Source organism: Denitratisoma sp. DHT3, from assembly GCF_007833355.1.
Lineage (GTDB): Bacteria > Pseudomonadota > Gammaproteobacteria > Burkholderiales > Rhodocyclaceae > Denitratisoma.
The window spans coordinates 640,893-661,586 of the sequence record NZ_CP020914.1 but is presented as its reverse complement, the minus strand read 5'-3'; the positions used below and the strand labels follow the sequence as shown (position 1 = coordinate 661,586).

Below are 20,694 nucleotides of genomic sequence, written 5' to 3'. Positions count from 1 at the left end.
TTCAGGACTCCAAAGTTTGCAGCGCCACCCACGCCTGCCCCAGGGAAAGCCCGCCATCGCCTGGCGGCAACTGGCGGGCCGTCAGTACCGTCAGCCCGGCGGACTCCAGGCGGCGGCACAGTTCCAGGGCGAGAACGCGGTTGAGCAGGCAGCCGCCGGCCAGGGCCACGACTGAAGTATTTCTTTCCCGGGCGGCATGGGTCGCCCATTGTGCCAGCGCCGCCGCCAGGCTGGCGTGAAAACGCGCCGCCGCCTCATCCACTCCACCCCGCCAGTCGGCCAGCCGGGCCAGGAGCGGCAGCAGATCCAGGGTGCCGTCGGCCGCGATGCGCCAGGCCCCGTCCCAGGGCGACGCCGGGCCATGGGCGCTGGCCCGCGACTCCAGCAGCATCGCGGCATGGCCCTCGAAACCGGAATCCAGCGCCACCCCCAGCAAGGCGGCGGCGGCATCGAAGACACGCCCCAGGCTGGAGGTTTCCGTGCCCCGCCCACCACCCGCCAGCAGGGCCGCCAGCGCCGGCGCCAGGGGCCGATCGGGGAAACGGCGCGGAATCTCGTCGGTCCGCCCCAGCCGATGCAGGACGGCCGCGCCCATGCGCCAGGGCTCGCGGGCCGCGCGGTCGCCGCCGGGCAGGGGCAGGGTCGCCAAATGGCCCAGGCGGGAAAAGGCGGTCCCCTCCAGGAACAACAGCTCGCCGCCCCAGGGCTGGCCGTCGCTTCCCAGCCCCACGCCGTCCAGCGCCAGCCCCAGCAGCGGGCCGGCATGGCCATGCTCGGCGGCGACGGCGGCGAGATGGGCCTGATGGTGCTGCACGGCCAGCGTGGGGATGCCCCGCTGCGCGGCGAAGGCCTGGGCGAAGCGGGTGGAATGGAAGTCCGGATGCAGGTCATGGGCGACGATCTCCGGTTCCAGTTCCAGGATGGACAGCAGATGGGCCGTTGCCTCTTCATGAAAGCCGCAGGCGGCGGCATTCTCCAGATCACCCAGATGCTGCGAGACGAAGGCCTCGTCGCCCCGCGTCGCGCAGACCGTGTTCTTGAACCAGCCGCCCAGGGCCAGCACGCTCGGACCGGCGCGCGGCAGGCGGATGGCCTTGGGCGTGTATCCACGGCCACGACGCACGAAGACCGGCGGCGACGCGCGCGTCACGCTGTCGTCGCAGCGCACCAGGATGTCCCGGTCATGGAGCAGGAAGGCGTCGGCGATGCCCGCCAGGCGGGTCAGCGCCTCCCGGTTGTCGATCACCAGCGGCTCGCCGCCGGGATTGGCGCTGGTCATCACCAGCAGCAGCGGGTGGAGCTGCTGCAACCAGTCAGTACCCACCGGGCGCCCCGCCGCTTCGTGGAACAGCAGGTAGTGGAGCGGCGTATAGGGCAGCATCGCCCCCAGCTCGGCCAGGCCGGGGGCCAGCCCGTCCAGAGGTGCCTCAGCGCCTGCCCCGCCGGCGGCCGATATCTTGGGCGACAACACGATCGGCCGCTCCGGCGCTTCCAGTAACGCCTGGGCTGCGGCGTCCAGCGCCACCCAGGGTGCGAGCGAGGCGGCGTTCGCCGCCATCAGCGCGAAAGGCTTCTGCTCGCGCGCTTTGCGCAGCCTCAGCCGCGCCACGGCCTCGGCATTGCGGGCGTCGCAGGCCAGATGGAAGCCGCCCAGGCCCTTGATGGCGACGACGTCCCCCGCGAGCAGACGAGCCAGGCAGGCGGCGACGGCATCCCCGGCCAGCTCCGCGCCGCCCGTATCGGTGAATGTCAGGCGCGGCCCGCAGGCGGGACAGCAGATGGTCTCGGCATGGAAGCGGCGGTCGGCCGGCTCGGCGTACTCGCGGCCACAGTCCCCGCAGAGGGGAAAATCCGCCATGCTGGTGTTGCGCCGGTCGTAAGGCAGCCGGCGCGTCAGGCTGTGGCGCGGACCGCAGTGGGTGCAGGTGATGAACGGATGGCGCCAGCGGCGGCCGGCGGGATCGAACAGCTCGGCCAGGCAGTCGCCACAGACCGCCACGTCGGCGCCGATCGCGGTCCGCCCCGGACCCGCGCCGCTGTCCAGGATGCGGAACTCGGCGTGGCCGGCCGGCGTCTCGGCGTGCATCGTCACCGCATCCACCCGGGCCAGCGGCGGCGCCTCGCCGCGCAGCCGCTGCGCCAGCGCATCCAGCGCGGCGGGCGTACCTTCGGCCAGGATGTCGACGCCCTCGCCGTCGTTGCGCACCCAGCCGGTCAGCGCCAATTCCCGCGCCAGATGCCAGACGAAAGGACGGAAGCCGACGCCCTGCACCAGGCCGCGGACGCGGATGCGCCGTGCCTGCGCCATGGACGGTTGCGTCATGGGTGGCCGGGATCGCGCCGGGCGGCCGCCTCCGCTTCCAGCCATGCCAGCCAGTCCGCCATTCCCTCGCCGCTGCGCGCCGAAACCCGCATCACGCGCAGTTCAGGGTTGACGCGGCGGGCATAGGCGACGGCCTGCTCCACGTCGAAGTCCAGGTGCGGCAACAGATCGCACTTGTTCAGCAGCATCAGGGAGGCGGCGCGGAACATGTCGGGGTACTTGAGTGGTTTGTCCTCGCCCTCGGTGACGGAGAGCACCACCACCTTGTGCGCCTCGCCCAGGTCGAAAGCCGCCGGACAGACCAGATTCCCGACGTTCTCGATCATCAGCAGCCCCCCCGTCTCCAGCGGCAGCCGTTCCAGGGCGCGGCCCACCATCAGCGCGTCCAGGTGGCAGCCCTTGCCGGTATTGATCTGCACCGCCGGCGCCCCGGCGGCGCGGATTCGCTCGGCATCCTGGCTGGTTTGCTGATCGCCTTCCACCACGGCCACCGGCAGGCGGCCGCGCAGCGCCTCGATGGTCTTCACCAGCAGCGTGGTCTTGCCGGAGCCGGGGCTGGAGACCAGGTTGAGTGCGAAGACGCCCTTCGCCGCCAGCCGCTCCCGGTTGATCCGGGCCAGCGCGTCGTTCTTGGCCAGGATGGCCTGCTCCACCAGCACCCGCCGCGATCCGGCCGAGCCTTCCTGTCCTGTGCCTTGAGTGCGACGGCGGGCACCGGGTTGATAGGGATTGCCCCCATGATCATGGGCGTGTCCATCGTGTCCATCGATGGTGGCACCCTCGCCACCGCATCCGCAGGTCGTGCACATCCGTTCCTACTCCACTTCCAGTTCCTTGACCCGCATCTGGTCGCCGCCGGTCACCTGCAGGCCATAGCCCCCGCAGCGGGGACAGCTGCCCTCGTCGTCCATCGGTGCGACGCTCTCGTTGCATTGCCAGCACCACGCCTGCCCCGGCAGATCGATGATCTCCAGCCGCGCGCCATCCGCCAGCGTGCCGGCGGTCACCGCGTCGAAACAGAACCTCAGCGCCTCGGGCTCCACCGCGGCCAGGCGCCCGACCTCCACCCAGACCGCGAGTACCCGGGAAAAACCCTCGCGCCGCGCGGCATCCTCGATCAGCCCCAGCACGCCTTCGGCGAGCGACATCTCATGCATTGGCATACACCCCGATTCCCAGGGGCGACAGTGTGCCGCCAATCGTCCACGGATGCCAGCCGAAACGCGGCTTCATGGCAACCGGGGGCGGCAGAGGATATCCGGGACGCGGCCACTTTTGTTGGTAACCACGTGTTACCACCAGGCCCGGCAATGCATTTCCCGGTATGCTTGATTCCATGAGTGAACGTACCGACAAGATATTGATCGTCGATGACGACCTGCGCCTGCGCCAGTTGCTGGAACGCTATCTGCGCGATCAGGGTTTCACCGTCCGGGCCGTGGAAAACGGCGTGGCCATGGACCGCGCCCTGACGCGGGAACATTACGATCTGCTGGTGCTCGACCTGATGCTGCCGGGGGAGGATGGCCTGGCCATCTGCCGCCGTCTGCGCGGGGGCGGCGACCCGATCGCCATCATCATGCTGACCGCCAAGGGCGAGGAAGTGGACCGCATCGTCGGCCTCGAACTGGGCGCCGACGACTACCTGGCCAAGCCCTTCAATCCGCGGGAACTGGTGGCCCGCATCCATGCGGTGCTGCGGCGCCGGGTGGTTCCCATCCCCGGCGCGCCGGCGGAAGCCCCCGAGGAAGTGAGCTTCGGCGACTGCGTGCTGGACCTGGGACGCCGCACCCTCAGCCGTGACGGCGAGACCCAGGTGCTGACGACCGGGGAATTCGCCCTGCTCAAGGTGTTCGCCACGCATCCGCGCCAGCCCCTTTCCCGCGACAGGCTGTCCGAACTGGCGCGGGGCCGTGAATACGAGGTCTTCGACCGGGCCATCGACGTGCAGGTGTCGCGCCTGCGCAAGCTGGTGGAGATCAATCCGGCGGCGCCGCGCCACATCCAGACCGTGAGGGGGTTCGGCTACGTCTTTGTGCCGGACTGACATGCTGCGCACTCTGCTGGCCCGGCTGTTCGTCCTGCTGGCGCTGACCATGACGCTCTCGGCCCTGGCCTGGGCGGCGATCTTCGCCTACTCCGAGCGCGGCCCGCGCACGCGGCACTTCACCCAGTTGCTGACCAGCGTGGCCAACCTGACCCGGGCCGCCCTGGTGGCCGCGGACCCCGCGCAACGCCACGAACTGCTGAACGAGCTTTCCCGCCAGGAGGGCATCCGCGTCTATGTGGCGGAAGGCGACGAGCCCGTCCCCGACCGGCCGACGGACCCCTTTCTGGCCGACATCGAGGCGCAATTGCGGCAGACCCTCGGCCCCCGCACCCGCCTGCAGATGGAACGGCAGGGGGAACAGGCGATCTTTCTGCGCATCTCGATCGAGGGCGATGACTACTGGATCGCCCTGCCCCGCGAACGCTTCGCCCGCTCGCACGCTCCCCAGTGGATCGGCTGGGGGCTCCTGGCGGCCGTCATCGCCATGATCGGGGCGGGGATTTTCGTCTCGCGCCTGACCCGCCCGCTGCGCGACATCGCCAATGCCGCGCGCGAACTCGGCGCCGGCCGCCATCCGCCCCCCTTGCCGGCCACCGGTCCCGAAGAGCTGACCGCCGTGGCCCAGGCCTTCAACCAGATGAACGCCGACCTGGCGCGCCTGGAGCAGGACCGCAGCCTGGTACTGGCCGGCGTGTCCCACGATCTGCGCACGCCCCTGACCCGGCTGCGTCTGGGCCTGGAATTGGGCGTGCAGGACCGGGAGCAGCGGGAGGCCATGAGCGCCGACATCGACGAGATGGACAGCACCATCGGCCAGTTTCTCGATTTCGCCCGTTCCGACGGCGGCGAATCCCCGCTGGCGACCGATCTCGCCGATCTCCTGGAGCAGGTGGCGGCGCCCTACCGCCGCCGCGGCGTCAATCTCGAATCCCGCATCGAGCCGATGCCGCCGCTGCCGCCCCTGTCCCTACGGCCGCAGGCCCTGCGCCGCGCCGTCGCCAATCTGATCGACAATGCGCTGCGCCACGGCGGCGGTTCCGGCGACCCCGTCGAACTGCGCCTGAAGCGCGAGGGGAACTGGCTGCTGATCGAAGTCGGCGATCGTGGTCCGGGCATTCCGGCGGAAGAGGTGGAATGGCTCAAGCGCCCCTTCACGCGGCGCGAAGCCGCCCGCAGCAACGCCGGCGGCGCCGGCCTCGGCCTGGCCATCGTCGAGCGGGTCGCCAACCAGCACGGCGGCAGCCTGGAGCTGCTGCCCCGGGAAGGCGGCGGCCTCACCGCCCGTGTTAGGATTCCCGGACCATGAATGTACCCGCCCCGAACCCCTCCGTCCCCCCTTACGAAATCCTAGGCGGCGAAGCCGGCCTGCGCCGGCTGGTCCATCGCTTCTACCAACTGATGGACACGCTGCCCGAAGCCTGGGAAATCCGCCGCCTGCATCCGGAAAGCCTGGCGGGCTCCGAGGAAAAACTCTTCATGTACCTCTCCGGCTATCTTGGCGGCCCCAGCCTGTTCATCGAGAAATTCGGCCACCCGCGCTTGCGGGCCCGCCATCTGCCGTTCGGCATCGGCGTCGCCGAACGCGATCAATGGCTGATGTGCATGCGCCATGCGCTTGACGAAGAGGATGCCGACCCGGCGCTGAAGGAGGCCCTGTTCAAGGCGCTGTCCGGACTTGCCGACCACATGCGCAACCAGCCCGAAACCGGAGACTAGCTCCGGAGACTGGCTCAAGAGTTTCAAGAGCCGAACATCAGCCGGGCTTGCGCGCCACCAGGTCGATCACCGCCGACATGCCGCGATGGGCGCTGCCTTCCTCCAGCAGCGCCTCGTGGCTGCGCAATTCGAGCAGTTCGAAATCCCCGAAGGCGTGCCGCAGCAATTCCTCGGTGTACAGATTCTCGACCGCCGACGGGCCGCCGGTGCCGTATTCCAGCTGCTTCGGCGTGTAGCCCTGAAGCAGCAGCAGGCCGCCGGGCTTGAGGGCGTCCTTGAGCCGGGCGAAGAGCGCGTCCCGCTCGGCGGGACCGACGAACTGGATGAAAATCGCCGCCACGACGTCGAAGGCCGCCACCGGCCAGTCCCAGCGCAGCAGGTCGGCCTGGATGAAATCGACCGTCACGTGCCGGCTCACCGCAAGCCGGCGGGCCTTGTGCAGCGCCACCGGAGAAATCTCCACCGCGGTCACCGCCAGCCCTTCCTCCGCCAGCCAGACGCTGTTGCGTCCCTCGCCGTCGGCCACCGACAGGGCCGAGAGGCCTGGCTTCAGACGCTCGGCCTGGCGCTGCAAAAATGCGTTGGGCGCGGTGCCGAACAGGTACTCCTCGCCCGCCGCGTCGTAGCGGGCGCTCCAGACCTGTTCCTGATCGATGCCGGCCACGGGGATCAGCAGTGGCGGACGATGAAGTCCTTGATCGCGCCGGTGTCGGCGTCCATCACCTCGACGCGCTGGGGCAGCTTCTCCAGCCCTTCCAGGGCGGCCGGACGCAGGGGATCGCGGCCCAGGGCCTCGCGGATGGTCTCGGCGAACTTCACCGCCTGGGCGGTCTCCAGCACCACCATCGGCACGCCGGCCTCGCGGTGCGCCAGCGCCACCTTGACGCCGTCGGCGGTGTGGGTGTCGATCATCACGCCGTACTTCTCCCAGACGCTGCGGATCGTCGCCAGCCGGTCGGCATGGCTGCTGCTGCCGGAGGCGAAATGGAACGCCGGCAGGCGCGCCCAGTGCGGCGTACCGCGCAGGTCGAAGGCGCCGCCGCCATCCACCTGGGCCCATAGCTCCCGCACCACGGCGGGATCGCGGCCCACCAGGTCGAAGACGAAACGCTCGAAGTTGGACGCCTTGGAAATGTCCATCGACGGGCTGGACGTAACGTGGGTCTCGGCGGTCTTGCGCGGACGATACACGCCGGTGCGGAAGAACTCGTCGAGCACGTCGTTCTCGTTGGTCGCCAGCACCAGGCGGGCGATGGGCAGGCCCATCTGGCGGGCGACGTGGCCGGCGCAGATGTTGCCGAAGTTGCCCGAGGGCACGCAGAACGCCACCTGCTCGTCATTGGACCGGGTCGCCTCGAAGTAGCCCTTGAAGTAGTAGACGATCTGCGCCGCAACCCGCGCCCAGTTGATCGAATTGACCGCGCCGATCTTGTACCGGGCCTTGAAGGCGGCGTCGTTGGACACCGCCTTGACGATGTCCTGGGCGTCGTCGAACATGCCGCGCACGGCGATGTTGTGGATGTTCCCATCCTGCAGCGAATACATCTGGGCGCGCTGGAAGGCGCTCATCTTGCCGTCCGGCGAGAGCATGAAGACGCGCACGCCGTGCTTGCCGTGCATCGCATATTCCGCCGCCGAGCCCGTATCGCCGGAAGTGGCGCCGAGGATGTTGATCGTCTCGCCGCGCTTGTCCAGCACGTATTCGAACAGGTTGCCCAGCAACTGCATCGCCATGTCCTTGAAGGCCAGGGTCGGTCCGTTGGACAGCTCCAGCAGGGAGAAGCCGGGCTCCAGTGTGGTCAGCGGCGTGATGTCCGCCGCGTCGCGGCCGGGGCGGGCATAGCAATAGGTGGCGGCCGTGTAGGTCTTCGCCACCAGGGCCTTGAGATCGGCCGCCGGAATGTCGGTGATGAACTTGGACAGCACCTCGTAGGCCAGGTCGGCATACGACAGGCCGCGCCAGCGGCTCAGCTCCTCCGCCGTGACGCGGGGATAGGACTCGGGCAGGTAGAGGCCGCCATCGGGGGCCAGCCCGCCCAGCAGGATGTCGCAAAAGGATTCGGCCGGCGCCTGGCCGCGGGTGCTGATGTATCGCATGGTGGAAGCTTCCTGAAGAAGGGCGCGATTATAGCGGCCCGCCTTAGCCGGAAGCCGTGCTAAAGGTCATTTTCCCCAGACGACGAACTGGTACGGCAGATAGGGGCTAGGTCAGTGACGGTCCCCAAAGGCACGGTCACCGCGGGAACCGGCTTTACCTTCCCTCTGCCTGGTCAGATTCTGGCAAAGACGACGGCAGACACCGAAATCAAGGTAAGTTTGCCCGATGGCTCTCCTCTACCGAACTGGCTGACGTTCGATCCGGTACAGAGAAGCTTCGTTTCCGCTGTCGTGCCGCGGGGCGGCCTGCCGATTACCGTGGTAGTGAGCTTCGGCAGCAGTCAGACCTTCATCATGGTATCCGAGCGCACCGCGGGGTAAACGCGCGGACCGGCCACCGATGGGCCGATGCGCAGAACACCCCGGATGCGCAGCCGCCCTTTGTACTAGGGTCTGTTCACAGTATCGGATTTGTGTTTACATCCTGGAATTTGGACGTAAGCAATGGATCGGGACATGTTGAGCGATGCACAGTGGGCGCGGATTTCGGAGTTGTTGCCAGGGAAGCCCACGGACAAGGGAGGGCGTGCCGTGGATAACCGTTTATTTGTTGAGGCGGTGCTATACACCGCCCGGGTAGGCAACCCCTGGCGTGATTTGCCGCCGAAGTTTGGCAACTGGCACTCTGTGTATGTGCGCTTTGCACGATGGGAAGCCAATGGGGTTTGGTCGCGAGTGGCCGAGGCCCTCCGAGGAGAAGCAGACCTGGAAGAGCTCTTCATCGACTCGACAGTGGTACGTGCGCACCAGCACTCAGCGGGCGCATCAAAAAAAACGGTGGCGATCAGGCGATCGGTCGGTCGCGTGGCGGACTGACCACCAAGATCCATGCGTGCGTGGATGCCCTGGGTAATCCGCTGCGCCTGATCCTCACCGGTGGTCAGGTGGCCGACATTACGCAAGGCCCCGCACTGGTCGATGCCTTGGTTACCGACGCAGTGGTCGCCGACAAGGGATACGACAGCAACGCGTTTGTCGACACCATCGCCCGCATGGGCGCTGAGGCCGTCATTCCACCCCGCAGCAATCGCCCCACGCCGCGTGAGTTCGACCGAGAGCGCTACAAGGCGCGTAACCTGGTCGAGCGATTCTTCAATCGGCTCAAGCAATTTCGCCGACTCGCCACACGTTACGACAAGCTCGCCAACCGCTTCAATGCATTCTTGCATCTGGCATGCACCTATATCTGGCTACTGTGAACACGCTCTAAGGAAACGCCGAATAAGTCCCACCTGAAGTGAGCGAATTGATTGTCATGCTGTCAGACGATGTAGATTGATCACGGGAAGCGAAACGATGAAGCAAATGACACTGGCGACGACAGGCTTCGAGAAACATGCTCGTGCGACGCGTAAGGCGGAGTTCTTGGCGAAAATGGAGCGGCTGATGCCGTGGGCCCCTGATCGAGCCGCACTACCCGAAGCCGGGCAACGGCCGCCCGCCGATTGGTTTGGAACGGATGCTGCGCATGTACTGCGTCGCCCACTGGTTCAACCTTGCCGACGAAGCCTGCGAGGAAGCGCTCTACGACATTGCCTTGTTCCGTGATTTCTGTGGTTTCGACTTGGGAGACGAGTCCATCGCCGACGGCACGACCTTGGCGAACTTCCGCCACCTGCTCGAAGCCCATGATCTTGGCGCGGCGATCTTCGCCAAGGTCGGAGAGTTGCTGCAAGCGAATGGTTTGCGTCTGTCGGGCGGCACCATAGTCGATGCCGCCCTGATCGCCGCGCCACCCTCGACCAAGAACCGGGACAAGGCCCGTGGTCCGGAAATGCGCCAGACCAAGAAGGGCAACCAGTGGCACTTCGGGATGAAGGTGCATCTCGGTGTCGATAGCAAGAGCGGTCTGATCCACAGCGCCAGCGTCACCGCGGCCAACATACATGACCGTCATGAAGTGCCGAATCTCCTGCGCGGCAACGAGAGCCGCCTCTACGGCGACAGCGCTTACCGGGGCAAGGAACAGCGTGAGCGGCTGAAGCAAATCGCACCGCACGCCAAGGACTTCACCAACACGCGGGCCTACCGCAATGCGCCGCTGACCGACGCGGATAAGACGACCAACCGCCTTAAATCGAGCGTGCGCTCCAAGGTTGAGCATCCCTTCCCACCCTGAAGCGGCTGTGGGGCTTTGCCAAGACCCGCTATCGTGGTCTGGCCAAGAACGCCAACCGCGCTTTCGCCATGCTGGCGATGATCAATCTCGTCAAGTGGGGACGACCGCTGACGGGAACGGTGCGTCCGATATGAGCGGAATGCGGGGAATTTCCCCGCTTCCCGCCTCGCAGGAGGCACAACAGACGATGGCTTCCTGTTTTGTTTCATCAGTTCGCTTTAATTCACTCTCAGGTCATCGCGGTGCAAGGCCTTGTTCGGCGTTTCCCTAACTGGAAAAAGCCGCCACATTGGCCCGCGCCATGTGCAGCTTTTTGTAGCTATCTATTAGGCGCTGATGCCTATCGAGCCCTTCCAGTTTCATGCTCGTTGGCGTTAAGCCGAAGAAGCGCACGCTGCCGTCCACTGACCCCAGCACCGCGTCCATCCGCGGGTTGCCAAACATCCGGCGGAAATTGACCACGTAATCGTCCAGTTCCAGATCATTGTCCAGCAGCACCTCCAGCACCACATTCAAGGCCTGATAAAACAATCCGCGTTCGACCGTGTTCTCGTTGTATTGCAGGAAGGTTCCCACCAGTTCGTGCGCGGCTTCGAATTGCTTCAAGGCGAGATGAATCAGCAGTTTCAACTCGAGAATCGTCAGCTGGCCCCAGACCGTGTTCTCGTCAAACTCGATGCCGATCAAGGTGATGATGTCGGTGTAATCATCGAGCTCACTGTCTTCCAGACGTTCAAGCAGTGCTTCCAGGCCGGCATCGTCGAGGCGATGCAAGTTCAAAATATCGGCGCGGAACGACAGGGCCTTGTTGGTGTTGTCCCAGACCAAATCTTCTACCGGATAAATTTCCGAATAGCCCGGAACCAGTATGCGGCAGGCCGTTGCACCTAATTGGTCGTACACCGCCATGTACACTTCCTTGCCCATGTCTTCGAGAATGCCAAACAGCATCGCGGCTTCGGCGGCATTGGAGCTCATTTTGGTGCTGTGACTCTGGCCAGAAAAGTCCCACTCGACGAAATCGAAATCAGCCTTGGCACTGAAAAAGCGCCACGACACCACACCGCTGGAATCGATAAAGTGTTCAACAAAGTTATTCGGCTCAGTCACGGCGTTGCTTTCAAAGGTGGGCCGCGGCAAGTCGTTCAGACCTTCAAAACTGCGCCCCTGCAGCAACTCCGTCAGACTGCGTTCCAGCGCCACCTCAAAGCTGGGGTGCGCGCCGAAGGAGGCAAACACGCCGCCCGTACGCGGGTTCATCAAGGTGACGCACATCACGGGAAACTCCCCACCCAGCGACGCATCCTTCACCAGCACCGGAAAGCCTTGTGCTTCCAAGCCCTGAATCCCGGCCAGAATGCCGGGGTATTTCGCCAGCACGTCGGGCGGCACATCGGGCAGTGCGATTTCACCTTCCAGAATTTCGCGTTTTACCGCCCGCTCGAAGATTTCCGACAGGCATTGCACCTGCGCTTCGGCCAGTGTATTGCCGGCACTCATGCCATTGCTGAGGAACAGATTGTCGATCAGGTTGGACGGGAAATACACCACTTCGCCGTCCGACTGACGCACATATGGCAGCGAACAGATGCCGCGCCGCACATCGCCGGAGTTGGTGTCGTAAAGATGCGAGCCACGCAGCTCACCGTCGGGGTTGTAAATCCTCAGACAGTACTCGTCGAGGATTCCGGCCGGAAGCGCATCCTTGCGGCCCGGCTTGAACCAGCGCTCGTCAGGGTAATGCACGAACGCCGCGCTGGCGATGTCCTCGCCCCAGAACTGGTCGTTGTAGAAATGATTGCAATTGAGCCGCTCGATATATTCGCCCAAGGCCGACGCCAAGGCGCTTTCCTTGGTCGCGCCCTTGCCGTTGGTGAAGCACATCGGCGAGTGCGCATCGCGGATATGCAGTGACCACACGTTGGGGACTAGGTTGCGCCACGAAGCGATCTCGATCTTGATGCCCAAGCCCGCCAAAACGCCCGACATATTGGCGATGGTTTGCTCCAGCGGCAGATCCTTGCCAGCAATATAGGTGCTCGCTTCTGAATTCGGATTCAGCATCAGCAGGGCCTGTGCATTCGCATCCAGATTTTCGACTTCCTCAATCACAAACTCGGGCCCGGTTTGCACCACCTTCTTTACCGTACACCGGTCGATGGAACGCAAAATGCCCTGGCGGTCTTTGGCGGAAATATCCGCCGGCAGCTCGACCTGAATCTTGAAAATCTGCTGGTAGCGATTTTCCGGATCGACAATGTTGTTCTGCGACAGGCGGATGTTATCGGTGGGAATGTTGCGAGTTTCGCAGTACAACTTCACAAAGTAAGCCGCACACAAAGCCGATGAAGCCAGAAAGTAATCGAACGGACCCGGCGCCGAGCCATCGCCCTTATAGCGGATGGGCTGATCGGCGATTACCGTGAAGTCATCGAACTTGGCTTCAAGACGAAGCTTGTCGAGAAAGTTGACCTTGATTTCCATGCGGGAATTCCAAAAAAACGTCCAAAACGAATCGGCCGCTATTATCGGGTTTCCCCAGTGAAAAAACCGTGCTTTGGGCTGTCATCGGCCACATTGCTGACGTCGACACTGGTGCTGCTGTTCGGCTTCGACTCCGGCGCCGCGCTGGCCACCGTGGTCGGCGCGCTGATCGAAGTGCCGGTGATGCTGCTGGTGGTGAAGGTGGTTAACCGGACCAAGGGATGGTACGAAGCCGCCCAGTACGGGGCGCACTAGTTGCTGAGTTCCCCTACGCTGCCGACTGGACTTGATTCTCCGGCTCATGGGTGGCGGTGATGATTCCCTGATGCACCGCTATCCACAGACTTTCGCCATTCTTGCGCTTCATGTTGAGAATGGCTTTGCGTGGCAGCCCCTTGATGTGGCGGGTGACGACATCCATCACCCAGCCGTGGGTGATCACCAGCACCCGCTGGCCGTCATGGGCCGAGCCGATGTCGGCCAGCGCGCCCAGCACACGGTCGGCGAATTCGTCCATGCTTTCGCCGCCTTCGAAATAGCCATCCGGATTGCGCTTGAGGATCAACTGCAGCACCACGGGGTTGAACTCGGCCAGTTCGGCCTTCGGCACACCCTGAAAAACACCGAAGTGACGCTCCATCAGGCCGTTGTGAAACTTCGGAAAAGACAAGCGAATCAAGGGAGCGACAATCTCCGCGGTTTCCCTCGCCCGCATCAGCGGGCTCGACCAGACGGCGGAAAATCCCTGGTGGTTGAACGAACCCGCCATCGCCCGCGCCTGCCGGCGCCCCAGCGGGTTGAGCAACACGTCTGTCCATCCTTGCAGGATGCCTTGCTGGTTCCAGTCGGTCTCGCCGTGCCGGGTCAGGCAAAGGAGCGCAGGTTTCGGACAAGTCATCATTTTTCTCGCGGGCGATCGACGGTCGGTTCATTTCATCCGGCAGCAAGCCCTTCCAACGGAATACCAGACTGTTGCCGCAGGACAGGTCTCTCAATGCCATCGCCGAGAGTACCCGGGCCCACGGATTTTGGTCAATCGCCGATGGGCGCGCGCATGCTCCAAAGGGCGATGATCAGCCGCTTCCGCTGCGGGAGACGCGGCCATGATGCGCTATCCTTGCGATCCCGCTTCCCATGCCGGAACGGTGTGCCCCGAGAACCATGCTGCAAGCCGATACGCCCCAACACCCCTGCCCCGCCCTGCTTGCCGGCCGCCAGTGCCGCCTGGATGGCGAGGGTCTCGCCACCGAGTATGCCCGCGCCCTGCTGCGCAGCCTCGGCGCCGAGATCGTCATCGGTGCCGGCCGGCCTGATCGCCACCCCGCCCGGGCCTGGGCCGAAAGCGGGCTGATGGCGTTGACCGGGCAGGCCGCGGGCGCGCCGCTGATGGGGCCGGCGCCGCTGGCCAGTTGCGCCGACGGGGTGCTGGCCGCCTTCGCCGCACTGCTGGAAGCGCCTCTTGCGGAACCTCTGCCCGACGCCCGGCTGCTTTCCGAACGGGCTGCCCTGGCCGGATTGGCGCGCCGGGGCGCGATCTCCCCCGGCGGCGGCTGCCGCCTGCTGGCCACCGCGGACGGCTGGCTGGCGCTGAGCCTCAGCCGAGACGAAGACTGGCGGCTGCTGCCGGCCTGGCTGGAATGCGATGTCGATCCGGCCTGGGAGTCCCTGGCGCCGCTGCTGGCCCAGCGCGCCACAACGCCGCTGCTGGCGCAGGGGCGACTGCTGGGCCTGGCGCTGGCGCCCCTGGCACTGCCGACAACCGCCGATGCCCCCTGGTATTCGGTGCACCATGCGCTTCCCTCCGCCCACCGCCCGCCCCGCGCCATGCCCCTGGTGGTCGACCTGGCCTCGCTCTGGGCCGGCCCGCTCTGCGGCCACCTGCTGCAACGGGCTGGCGCCCGGGTGGTCAAGGTGGAAAGCCGGCAACGGCCGGACGGCGCCAGGCGCGGCGCGGCGGCTTTCTACGCCCTGATGAACCAGGGCAAGGCCAGCGTGGCCCTGGACTTCGCCTCGCCCCGGGGCATCGAGCAACTGCGCCACCTGCTGCTGGCCGCCGACATCGTGATCGAAGGTTCGCGTCCGCGCGCGCTACGCCAGCTGGGCATCGTCACCGAGGAACTGCTGGCGGAAAACCCCGGCCTCACCTGGGTCAGCCTCACCGGCTACGGCCGCGACGAACCCCAGGCCCAATGGGTCGCCTATGGCGACGATGCCGGCGTCGCGGCGGGGCTCTCCGGCCTGATGCTGGAACTCGCCGGCCAGCCGCTGTTCGTCGGCGACGCGATCGCCGATCCGCTCACCGGGCTGCACGCGGCGCTGGCCGCCTGGGCCAGCCACCAGAGCGGCGGCGGACGCCTGATTGCCCTGGCCTTGCGGGACGTGGTGGGCCACTGCCTGCGCTACACCCTGCCCGGGACGGCCGATGGTCGACGCGCGCGCTGGGAGGAATGGACCGACCTGGCGCGCCGCACCGGCCTCCCTGGCGACTTGCCGCCCCCACGCCGGGCCGCCGCCCCTGCCCGCCCCCTGGGCGCCGACACCCAGGCCATCCTGACGGAACTGGGCATCCGATGCTGATCCGCAACGCCGAAATCGCCGGCCTCGGCCGCACCCACCTGCGCATCGAGGCCGGCAGGATCGCTGCCATCGGCGACGGGCTTCGGCCCGGGGAACACGAGGCGGTGCTGGAGGCCGGCGGCGGCGCCCTGCTGCCGGGCTTGCACGACCACCACATCCATCTGCTGGCGCTGGCCGCCGCCCTCGACTCGGTGCCCTGCGGCCCGCCCCAGGTGCATGACGCCGGGCAACTGGCCCGGACGTTGACGCTCAAGGCGGCCGAGACCCAAGCGACATCGGGTGACGACTGGCTGCGGGGCACCGGCTACCACGAGTCGGTGGCCGGCGACATCGACCGCCACTGGCTCGACCGGGTGGTGCCCGACCGGCCGTTGCGCATCCAGCATCGCAGCGGCCGTCTCTGGATCCTCAATTCCCGCGCCCTGGAGCGGCTCGGCGCGGAGGATGATGGCGACGCCCCGCTGGAGCGCATCGCGGGGCAAGCCAGCGGACGGCTCTACGACGCCGACGCCTGGCTGCGCCAACGCCTGGGCAGCCGCCCGCCGAGCCTGGCGCGGGTCGGCCGGCTGCTGGCCAGCCACGGCGTCACCGGCGTCACCGACACCTCGCAGCACAACGGCCCGCAGGAACTGGCCCATTTCGCCGCCGAACAGGCGCGCGGCCACCTGCTCCAGGCGGTGCTGGCGATGGGCGACGCCCGCCTCGACGGCGCGCTGCCCAGCGGCGACGTGCGGCCCGGCCACTTCAAGGTGCATCTGCACGAAAATGAACTGCCGCCCTTCGACGCCCTCTGCGAAGACATCCGGCGCCGCCACGCGGCGGGACGCAATGTGGCGTTCCATTGCGTGACCCTGACCGAACTGGTGTTCGCCTGTGCCGCCCTGGAGGCGGCCGGCGTGGATACTGGCACCTTCGCGGGCGACCGCATCGAGCATGCCTCGGTGGCCCCGCCCGAGACTCTGCCGCAACTGGCGGCGCTGGGCCTGGTGGTGGTGACCCAGCCCAATTTCATCCGCGAACGGGGCGACGTCTATCTGCGGGAAGTGGAGGCGGCCGACCTGCCCTGGCTGTACCGCGCCCGCGGCCTGTTGGATGCAGGCATTCCGCTGGCCGCCGGCACCGATGCGCCGTATGGCGACCCCAACCCCTGGCTGGCCCTGGAGGCCGCGGTGACGCGGAAGAGCGCGTCCGGCCGGATCCTCGGCGCCGCCGAGGCGCTGAGCCCGGAGCAGGCGCTGGCGCTGTTCACCAGCCCGGCCCGGCAGCCGGGGGGACCGGTGCGGCGGCTGGCCGTCGGCGCCCCGGCCGACCTGTGCCTGCTCGACCGACCCTGGGCCGACGCCCGGGAGCGCCTCGGCGCGGTCCACGTGCGGGCGACCTGGCGCACGGGGAAAATGATCTGGCAATGAAAAAGGCTCGCCCCCCTTCGCTCCCCGCCGGGGGGCGATACGGCTCGCTGCGCTCGAGTGTTTGGAGGAACTTCGTGGCGGCACCGATGCGTTGCGGCTGGCGGAAACGCTCGTTTTTCACGCCGACCGTTGCCGAATCCAGTGTGAACCGACGCGGAAGCCTCTGGCAGGCCGCGTATGGGATAATTTTCTGTTTATAAAAGAGGAGACCTCCATGACCGTCGCATCCCGCTTTGCCCAGAAGAACGTCATCGTCACCGGCGCCGCCTCCGGCATCGGCCGCGCCACCCTGATCCGCCTGGTCTCCGAGGGCGCCGTCGCCCTCGCCGTGGATCTCAACGAATCCGGCCTCCAGGAATCCGTCGCCCTGGCCCAGGCGAGCGCCGCCCACGGCGGCCGGGCCGCCCACGCCGTGGCCTCCATCGCCGACGAAGCGGCGGTGAAAAAGACCGTCGCCGATTTCGTCGCCAAGGAAGGCGGCCTCGACGTGCTGGTGAACATGGCCGGGTTCCTGCGCGCCACCCACACTCCGGAAACGTCCTTCGAGCATTTCATGAACGTGGTCCAGGTCAACCTGGGCGGCACCTTCCTCTTCTGCCGCGAAGCCCTGCCCCACCTGATCCAGCGCAAAGGCAACATCGTCAACGCCGCCTCCACCTCCTCCTACTTCGGCCACCCCTACATGGCCGCCTATGCCGCCAGCAAGGGCGGCGTGGCCGCGATGACCCATACCCTGGCCTGGGAGTTCATCAAGTCCGGCGTGCGCGTCAATGCCGTGGCCCCCGGCGGCATCACCACCCCGCTGACCCAGGCCATGGCCACCGGCTTCCCCGAGGGCGTGGACTACAGCCTGATCACCCACCTGACCCCGATCACGAACTTCGGCGAGCCCGAGAACGTGGCCGGCGTGATCGCCATGCTGGCCTCGGCCGACGGCGCCCACATCAATGGCGAAGTGATCCGCATCGACGGCGGCGTGCATAGCTGAAGCCTCCGTCTCACGACGTAAAAATGGCGCGGTGATCCGCGCCATTTTTTAGCGTGAAAACGAGCATTTCCGCCTGCCGCAACCCCTCGGTGCCGCTACAGCGTTCCCCGTGATATCGAGCGCGACGACCGCATCGATGCCCGGCGCGTGTTGCGTGGTCAGCAAACCGTCAGTAAGTCGCCGGTAGTATGCTGCGTCCTCCAAGGGTTCAGGAGGCAAGGCTGAGTTCAGGTATCTCCGACGGTTGCAATTCAGATGACCAAGTTCGACAAGCAGAACCTATCCCAGGTCGCTTCCTTCAAAGCCAGGCACCTCAACCCTGCCTGGAGAGACATGGTCTCCAGGGGCGCGCTTGTCTCGATCGCCTACGTACTCACTGGCAAACTCGCCCTGCTCCTGGCCATTCCGCCGGGTTACGCGAGCGCGATCTTTCCTCCTGCGGGTCTGGCCATTGCGGCCGTCTATATGTGGGGGCGCTCGTTGCTCGTTTGGGTGCTGCTCGGCTCGGCCCTGCTGAATCTTTGGGCCGGAATGGGACCAGCGGGCGCGATTACCGGCGTCGGCGCCATGGCCGCGGCGATCATCGCCATCGCATCGGCTTTGCAGGCGAGCCTCGGCGGCTGGCTGCTGCGCCGCATGATCGGTTACCCATCCTCGTTCGACCAGATCCGGGAACTGTTGAGCTTCATGCTGCTCACGCCGGCAGTATGCCTGGTCAGCGCAACCCTTTCGGTGAGCGGACTCCACTTGCTGGGCCTCGTCGACGCGGGATACTTGGCGGTCAACTGGCTGAAATGGTGGGTAGGCGACACCCTTGGCGTCACCGTCCTCTTTCCCATACTGCTGATCTTCTTCGGCGAACCCCGGGCGCTCTGGCGCAGCAGGCGCTGGACGGTCGCCCTGCCGATGATCGGCATGCTGGCGCTATCCACCTCCGTCTTCGTCAAAGTCAGCAAGTGGGAACAGGACGATAGCCTGTCCGTCTTTCGGGCGACGGCGCGTCAGTTCATCGCGCGAGTGCACGATAGTTTCCGTGATCAGGAATTCCTCATCTCGGCGCTGGCGGGGTTCATGTCGCATGACCGTACCCAGGCCGTCAGCGGCATGGAGTTCAGGAACTTCGCCAGCAGTTTTTCGCTGCCATTTCCGGTGCTGCAGGCCATGGAGTGGGCGCCACTCGTCCGGGCGGAGCGGCGGGCGGATTTCGAAGCCGAGCAGCGCCGCCGCATACAGGACGATTTCGAAATCCGCGAGCGAAATGCCGCTGGAGAATTGGTACGCGCCGGTGAACGTGCCAAATATTTCCCGATCGCCGACATCCAGCCGCTGGAGGGGAACCGTTCCGCTCTGGGGTTCGATCTGATGTCAACCCAGAATCGCAGGGACGCCGTTGCCCATGCAATGAATGAAGGTGTTCCCGTTGCCACCGCACCGATCAAACTCGTGCAGGAACAAGCCCGACAATCGGGAATTCTGCTGCTCCTGAAGGTGCGAGAGGATGCCAGCGCTCCCGGTCTCGTTGTCACGGTCCTGCGCATCGGCGACTTCATAGCCAGACTCATGCCCGAGGACAAGTCCATCCTCGATGTACGGCTCACGGACAAAGCCGCCAACAAGGTGATCTATGGCGAAATGGCGGACCGTCGATCCAGCGACGGGTTCGAACAAACCCTGCATTTTGGCGCCCGCGAGTATGTCCTTCAGGTCGCTCCAACCGAAACCTACCTTGCGCAACACCAGGGATGGCAAAGCCTCGTCCTGCATGCCGCGGGTTTGTTCGGAGTCAGCCTGCTGGGCGCCATTCTGCTGCTCGGCACAGGCTATACCGCGCGCGTCGAGCGTCTGGTCGAGGATCGGACAGCGGCCTTGGCGACCGAAAGCCGCAAGAACCAGATCTTCCTGCGCAGAACGGGCGATGCGCTGCACATCCTGGATACCGAGAACCGGCTGGTCGAAGCGAGCGACTCGTTTTACCGAATGCTGGGGTATGACCGACACGAGCTCGCGGGCGCGCATGCATCGACATGGACGACCTATCCGTCTGACTCTTCCCGTGATCAGGCGCATTTGGACGAGCGTGCCGGGACATTCCAAACGCAATACCGGCGCAAGGATGGCTCCCTGCTCGACGTCGAGCTGACCGCGCACGCGCTTGAACTGGATGGCAAATCCCTCATCTCGCTGTCTGCGCGCGACATCAGCGAAAGAACGCGGGCGGAAGAGGAAATTCGGCGCCTGGCCTTCTACGACACGCTCACGGGACTGCCCAACCGCCGCCTGCTGCTGGAGCAGCTTGGCAAGGCATTGGCGCAGGCCAAGCGCTACAGTCGGTCAATGGCCGTCATGTTCCTGGACCTCGACAGGTTCAAGAACATCAATGACACCCTGGGACATGATGTGGGCGACGAACTCCTCAAGGTGGTCGGCAGCCGCTTGACCCAGAGCATACGAGCCGGCGATACGGTTGCCCGCCAAGGAGGCGATGAGTTCGTCATCATCCTGACGGAGATTTCCCATCCGCACGATGCGGAGGTGGTCGCAAGGAAGATCATAGACGCGTTGGCCAAGCCGGTCATGTTGCTTGGGCACGAGCGTCACACCAGCACGAGCATCGGCATAGCCGTCTTCCCGGTCAGCGGATCGGACGATATGACTGAACTCATGAAAAAGGCGGATATCGCCATGTACGAGGCCAAGCAGGCGGGGCGGAACTGTTACCGCTTTTTTGCGAAAGAGATGATGCGGGCGGAGTAAGGCGCTTGGCGCCAACGTAGAAGCGTCGTGGGTGGTATCGGGCTTCTGGTCATGGCGGATCACGGATCAGCTCCCCCGTAACGAAGGGTTGACGGACTTGTTATGCATGGCGCGATT

The 20,694-nt window shown here is 65.7% G+C and carries 15 protein-coding genes and 3 pseudogenes; 11 read left to right on the top strand and 7 right to left on the bottom strand.

The genetic code is table 11. The features are described from left to right. Position 1 precedes the first annotated feature (1 nt). Genes hypF through hypA form a run of 3 tightly spaced genes read right to left on the bottom strand, consistent with a single transcriptional unit; the run spans position 2 to position 3,480 of the window. The gene (hypF, locus tag B9N43_RS02960) at positions 2–2,323 is read right to left on the bottom strand and encodes a carbamoyltransferase HypF (RefSeq protein WP_261379376.1); all 2,322 of its coding nucleotides are present in this window, start codon (positions 2,321–2,323) and stop codon (positions 2–4) included. Next, positions 2,320–3,132, bottom strand: a complete 813-nt coding sequence (gene hypB, locus B9N43_RS02955; RefSeq protein WP_145840841.1) for a hydrogenase nickel incorporation protein HypB — start codon at positions 3,130–3,132, stop codon at positions 2,320–2,322. The genes hypF and hypB overlap by 4 nt, the downstream gene beginning before the upstream one ends. Before the next feature lie 6 nt (positions 3,133–3,138). After that, on the bottom strand, positions 3,139–3,480 hold the full coding sequence (gene hypA, locus B9N43_RS02950) for a hydrogenase maturation nickel metallochaperone HypA (protein ID WP_186453955.1): 342 nt from the start codon (positions 3,478–3,480) through the stop codon (positions 3,139–3,141). A 179-nt stretch (positions 3,481–3,659) separates the two neighbouring features. On the opposite strand from hypA, the gene ompR reads away from it, so the two are divergent. From ompR to B9N43_RS02935, 3 genes are read left to right on the top strand one after another with little or no spacing between them, the layout of a single operon-like run. Next, complete coding sequence (ompR, locus tag B9N43_RS02945) at positions 3,660–4,370, top strand: two-component system response regulator OmpR (protein WP_145840840.1); 711 nt, start codon at positions 3,660–3,662, stop codon at positions 4,368–4,370. Position 4,371: 1 nt separating this feature from the next. Beyond that, on the top strand, positions 4,372–5,679 hold the full coding sequence (locus tag B9N43_RS02940) for an ATP-binding protein (RefSeq protein ID WP_145840839.1): 1,308 nt from the start codon (positions 4,372–4,374) through the stop codon (positions 5,677–5,679). Then, positions 5,676–6,089, top strand: coding sequence for a group II truncated hemoglobin (locus B9N43_RS02935; RefSeq protein WP_145840838.1), 414 nt, complete (start codon positions 5,676–5,678; stop codon positions 6,087–6,089). The genes B9N43_RS02940 and B9N43_RS02935 overlap by 4 nt, the downstream gene beginning before the upstream one ends. A 37-nt stretch (positions 6,090–6,126) precedes the next feature. Here B9N43_RS02935 and B9N43_RS02930 read toward each other — a convergent pair whose 3' ends face one another. Both B9N43_RS02930 and thrC read right to left on the bottom strand, forming a co-directional pair. Further along, the gene (locus B9N43_RS02930) at positions 6,127–6,753 is read right to left on the bottom strand and encodes an SAM-dependent methyltransferase (protein WP_145840837.1); all 627 of its coding nucleotides are present in this window, start codon (positions 6,751–6,753) and stop codon (positions 6,127–6,129) included. Between the two features lie 5 nt (positions 6,754–6,758). Next, entirely contained in the window at positions 6,759–8,186 is a 1,428-nt protein-coding gene (gene thrC / locus B9N43_RS02925) for a threonine synthase (protein WP_145840836.1), read from the bottom strand. Positions 8,187–8,300: 114 nt separating this feature from the next. On the opposite strand from thrC, the gene B9N43_RS02920 reads away from it, so the two are divergent. The 3 genes and pseudogenes from B9N43_RS02920 to B9N43_RS02910 all read left to right on the top strand — a co-directional run bounded on the left by B9N43_RS02920 (position 8,301) and on the right by B9N43_RS02910 (position 10,499). Continuing rightward, positions 8,301–8,567 carry a hypothetical protein gene (locus B9N43_RS02920; protein ID WP_145840835.1) on the top strand — a complete coding sequence of 89 codons (267 nt, stop codon included), beginning with the start codon at positions 8,301–8,303 and terminating at the stop codon, positions 8,565–8,567. 123 nt (positions 8,568–8,690) lie between these two features. Next, a pseudogene (locus B9N43_RS02915) lies at positions 8,691–9,445 on the top strand (IS5 family transposase). 97 nt (positions 9,446–9,542) lie between these two features. Next, positions 9,543–10,499, top strand: a pseudogene (locus B9N43_RS02910) (IS5 family transposase). A 133-nt stretch (positions 10,500–10,632) separates the two neighbouring features. On the opposite strand, the gene B9N43_RS02905 reads toward B9N43_RS02910, so the two are convergent. Continuing rightward, the gene (locus tag B9N43_RS02905; RefSeq protein WP_145840834.1) at positions 10,633–12,849 is read right to left on the bottom strand and encodes an OsmC domain/YcaO domain-containing protein; all 2,217 of its coding nucleotides are present in this window, start codon (positions 12,847–12,849) and stop codon (positions 10,633–10,635) included. 114 nt (positions 12,850–12,963) lie between these two features. Here B9N43_RS02905 and B9N43_RS02900 point away from each other — a divergent pair. Continuing rightward, a pseudogene (locus tag B9N43_RS02900) lies at positions 12,964–13,104 on the top strand (arsenical-resistance protein); the annotation flags it as partial. A gap of 13 nt (positions 13,105–13,117) precedes the next feature. Here the strand turns inward: B9N43_RS02900 and B9N43_RS02895 are convergent. Continuing rightward, complete coding sequence (locus tag B9N43_RS02895; protein WP_222428785.1) at positions 13,118–13,750, bottom strand: histidine phosphatase family protein; 633 nt, start codon at positions 13,748–13,750, stop codon at positions 13,118–13,120. Positions 13,751–14,010: 260 nt separating this feature from the next. Here B9N43_RS02895 and B9N43_RS02890 point away from each other — a divergent pair, with 260 nt between their 5' ends. The 4 genes from B9N43_RS02890 (at position 14,011) to B9N43_RS02875 (ending at position 20,577) form a co-directional block, all read left to right on the top strand. After that, on the top strand, positions 14,011–15,426 hold the full coding sequence (locus tag B9N43_RS02890; protein WP_222428784.1) for a CoA transferase: 1,416 nt from the start codon (positions 14,011–14,013) through the stop codon (positions 15,424–15,426). Further along, positions 15,420–16,835: an amidohydrolase family protein gene (locus tag B9N43_RS02885; RefSeq protein ID WP_145840833.1), complete on the top strand. Its 1,416-nt coding sequence runs from the start codon at positions 15,420–15,422 to the stop codon at positions 16,833–16,835. Before B9N43_RS02890 ends, B9N43_RS02885 begins: the two co-directional genes overlap by 7 nt. A 214-nt stretch (positions 16,836–17,049) precedes the next feature. Then, positions 17,050–17,823: an SDR family NAD(P)-dependent oxidoreductase gene (locus B9N43_RS02880; protein ID WP_145840832.1), complete on the top strand. Its 774-nt coding sequence runs from the start codon at positions 17,050–17,052 to the stop codon at positions 17,821–17,823. A gap of 255 nt (positions 17,824–18,078) precedes the next feature. Beyond that, entirely contained in the window at positions 18,079–20,577 is a 2,499-nt protein-coding gene (locus tag B9N43_RS02875; protein ID WP_145840831.1) for a diguanylate cyclase domain-containing protein, read from the top strand. The last annotated feature ends 117 nt before the right edge of the window (positions 20,578–20,694 follow it).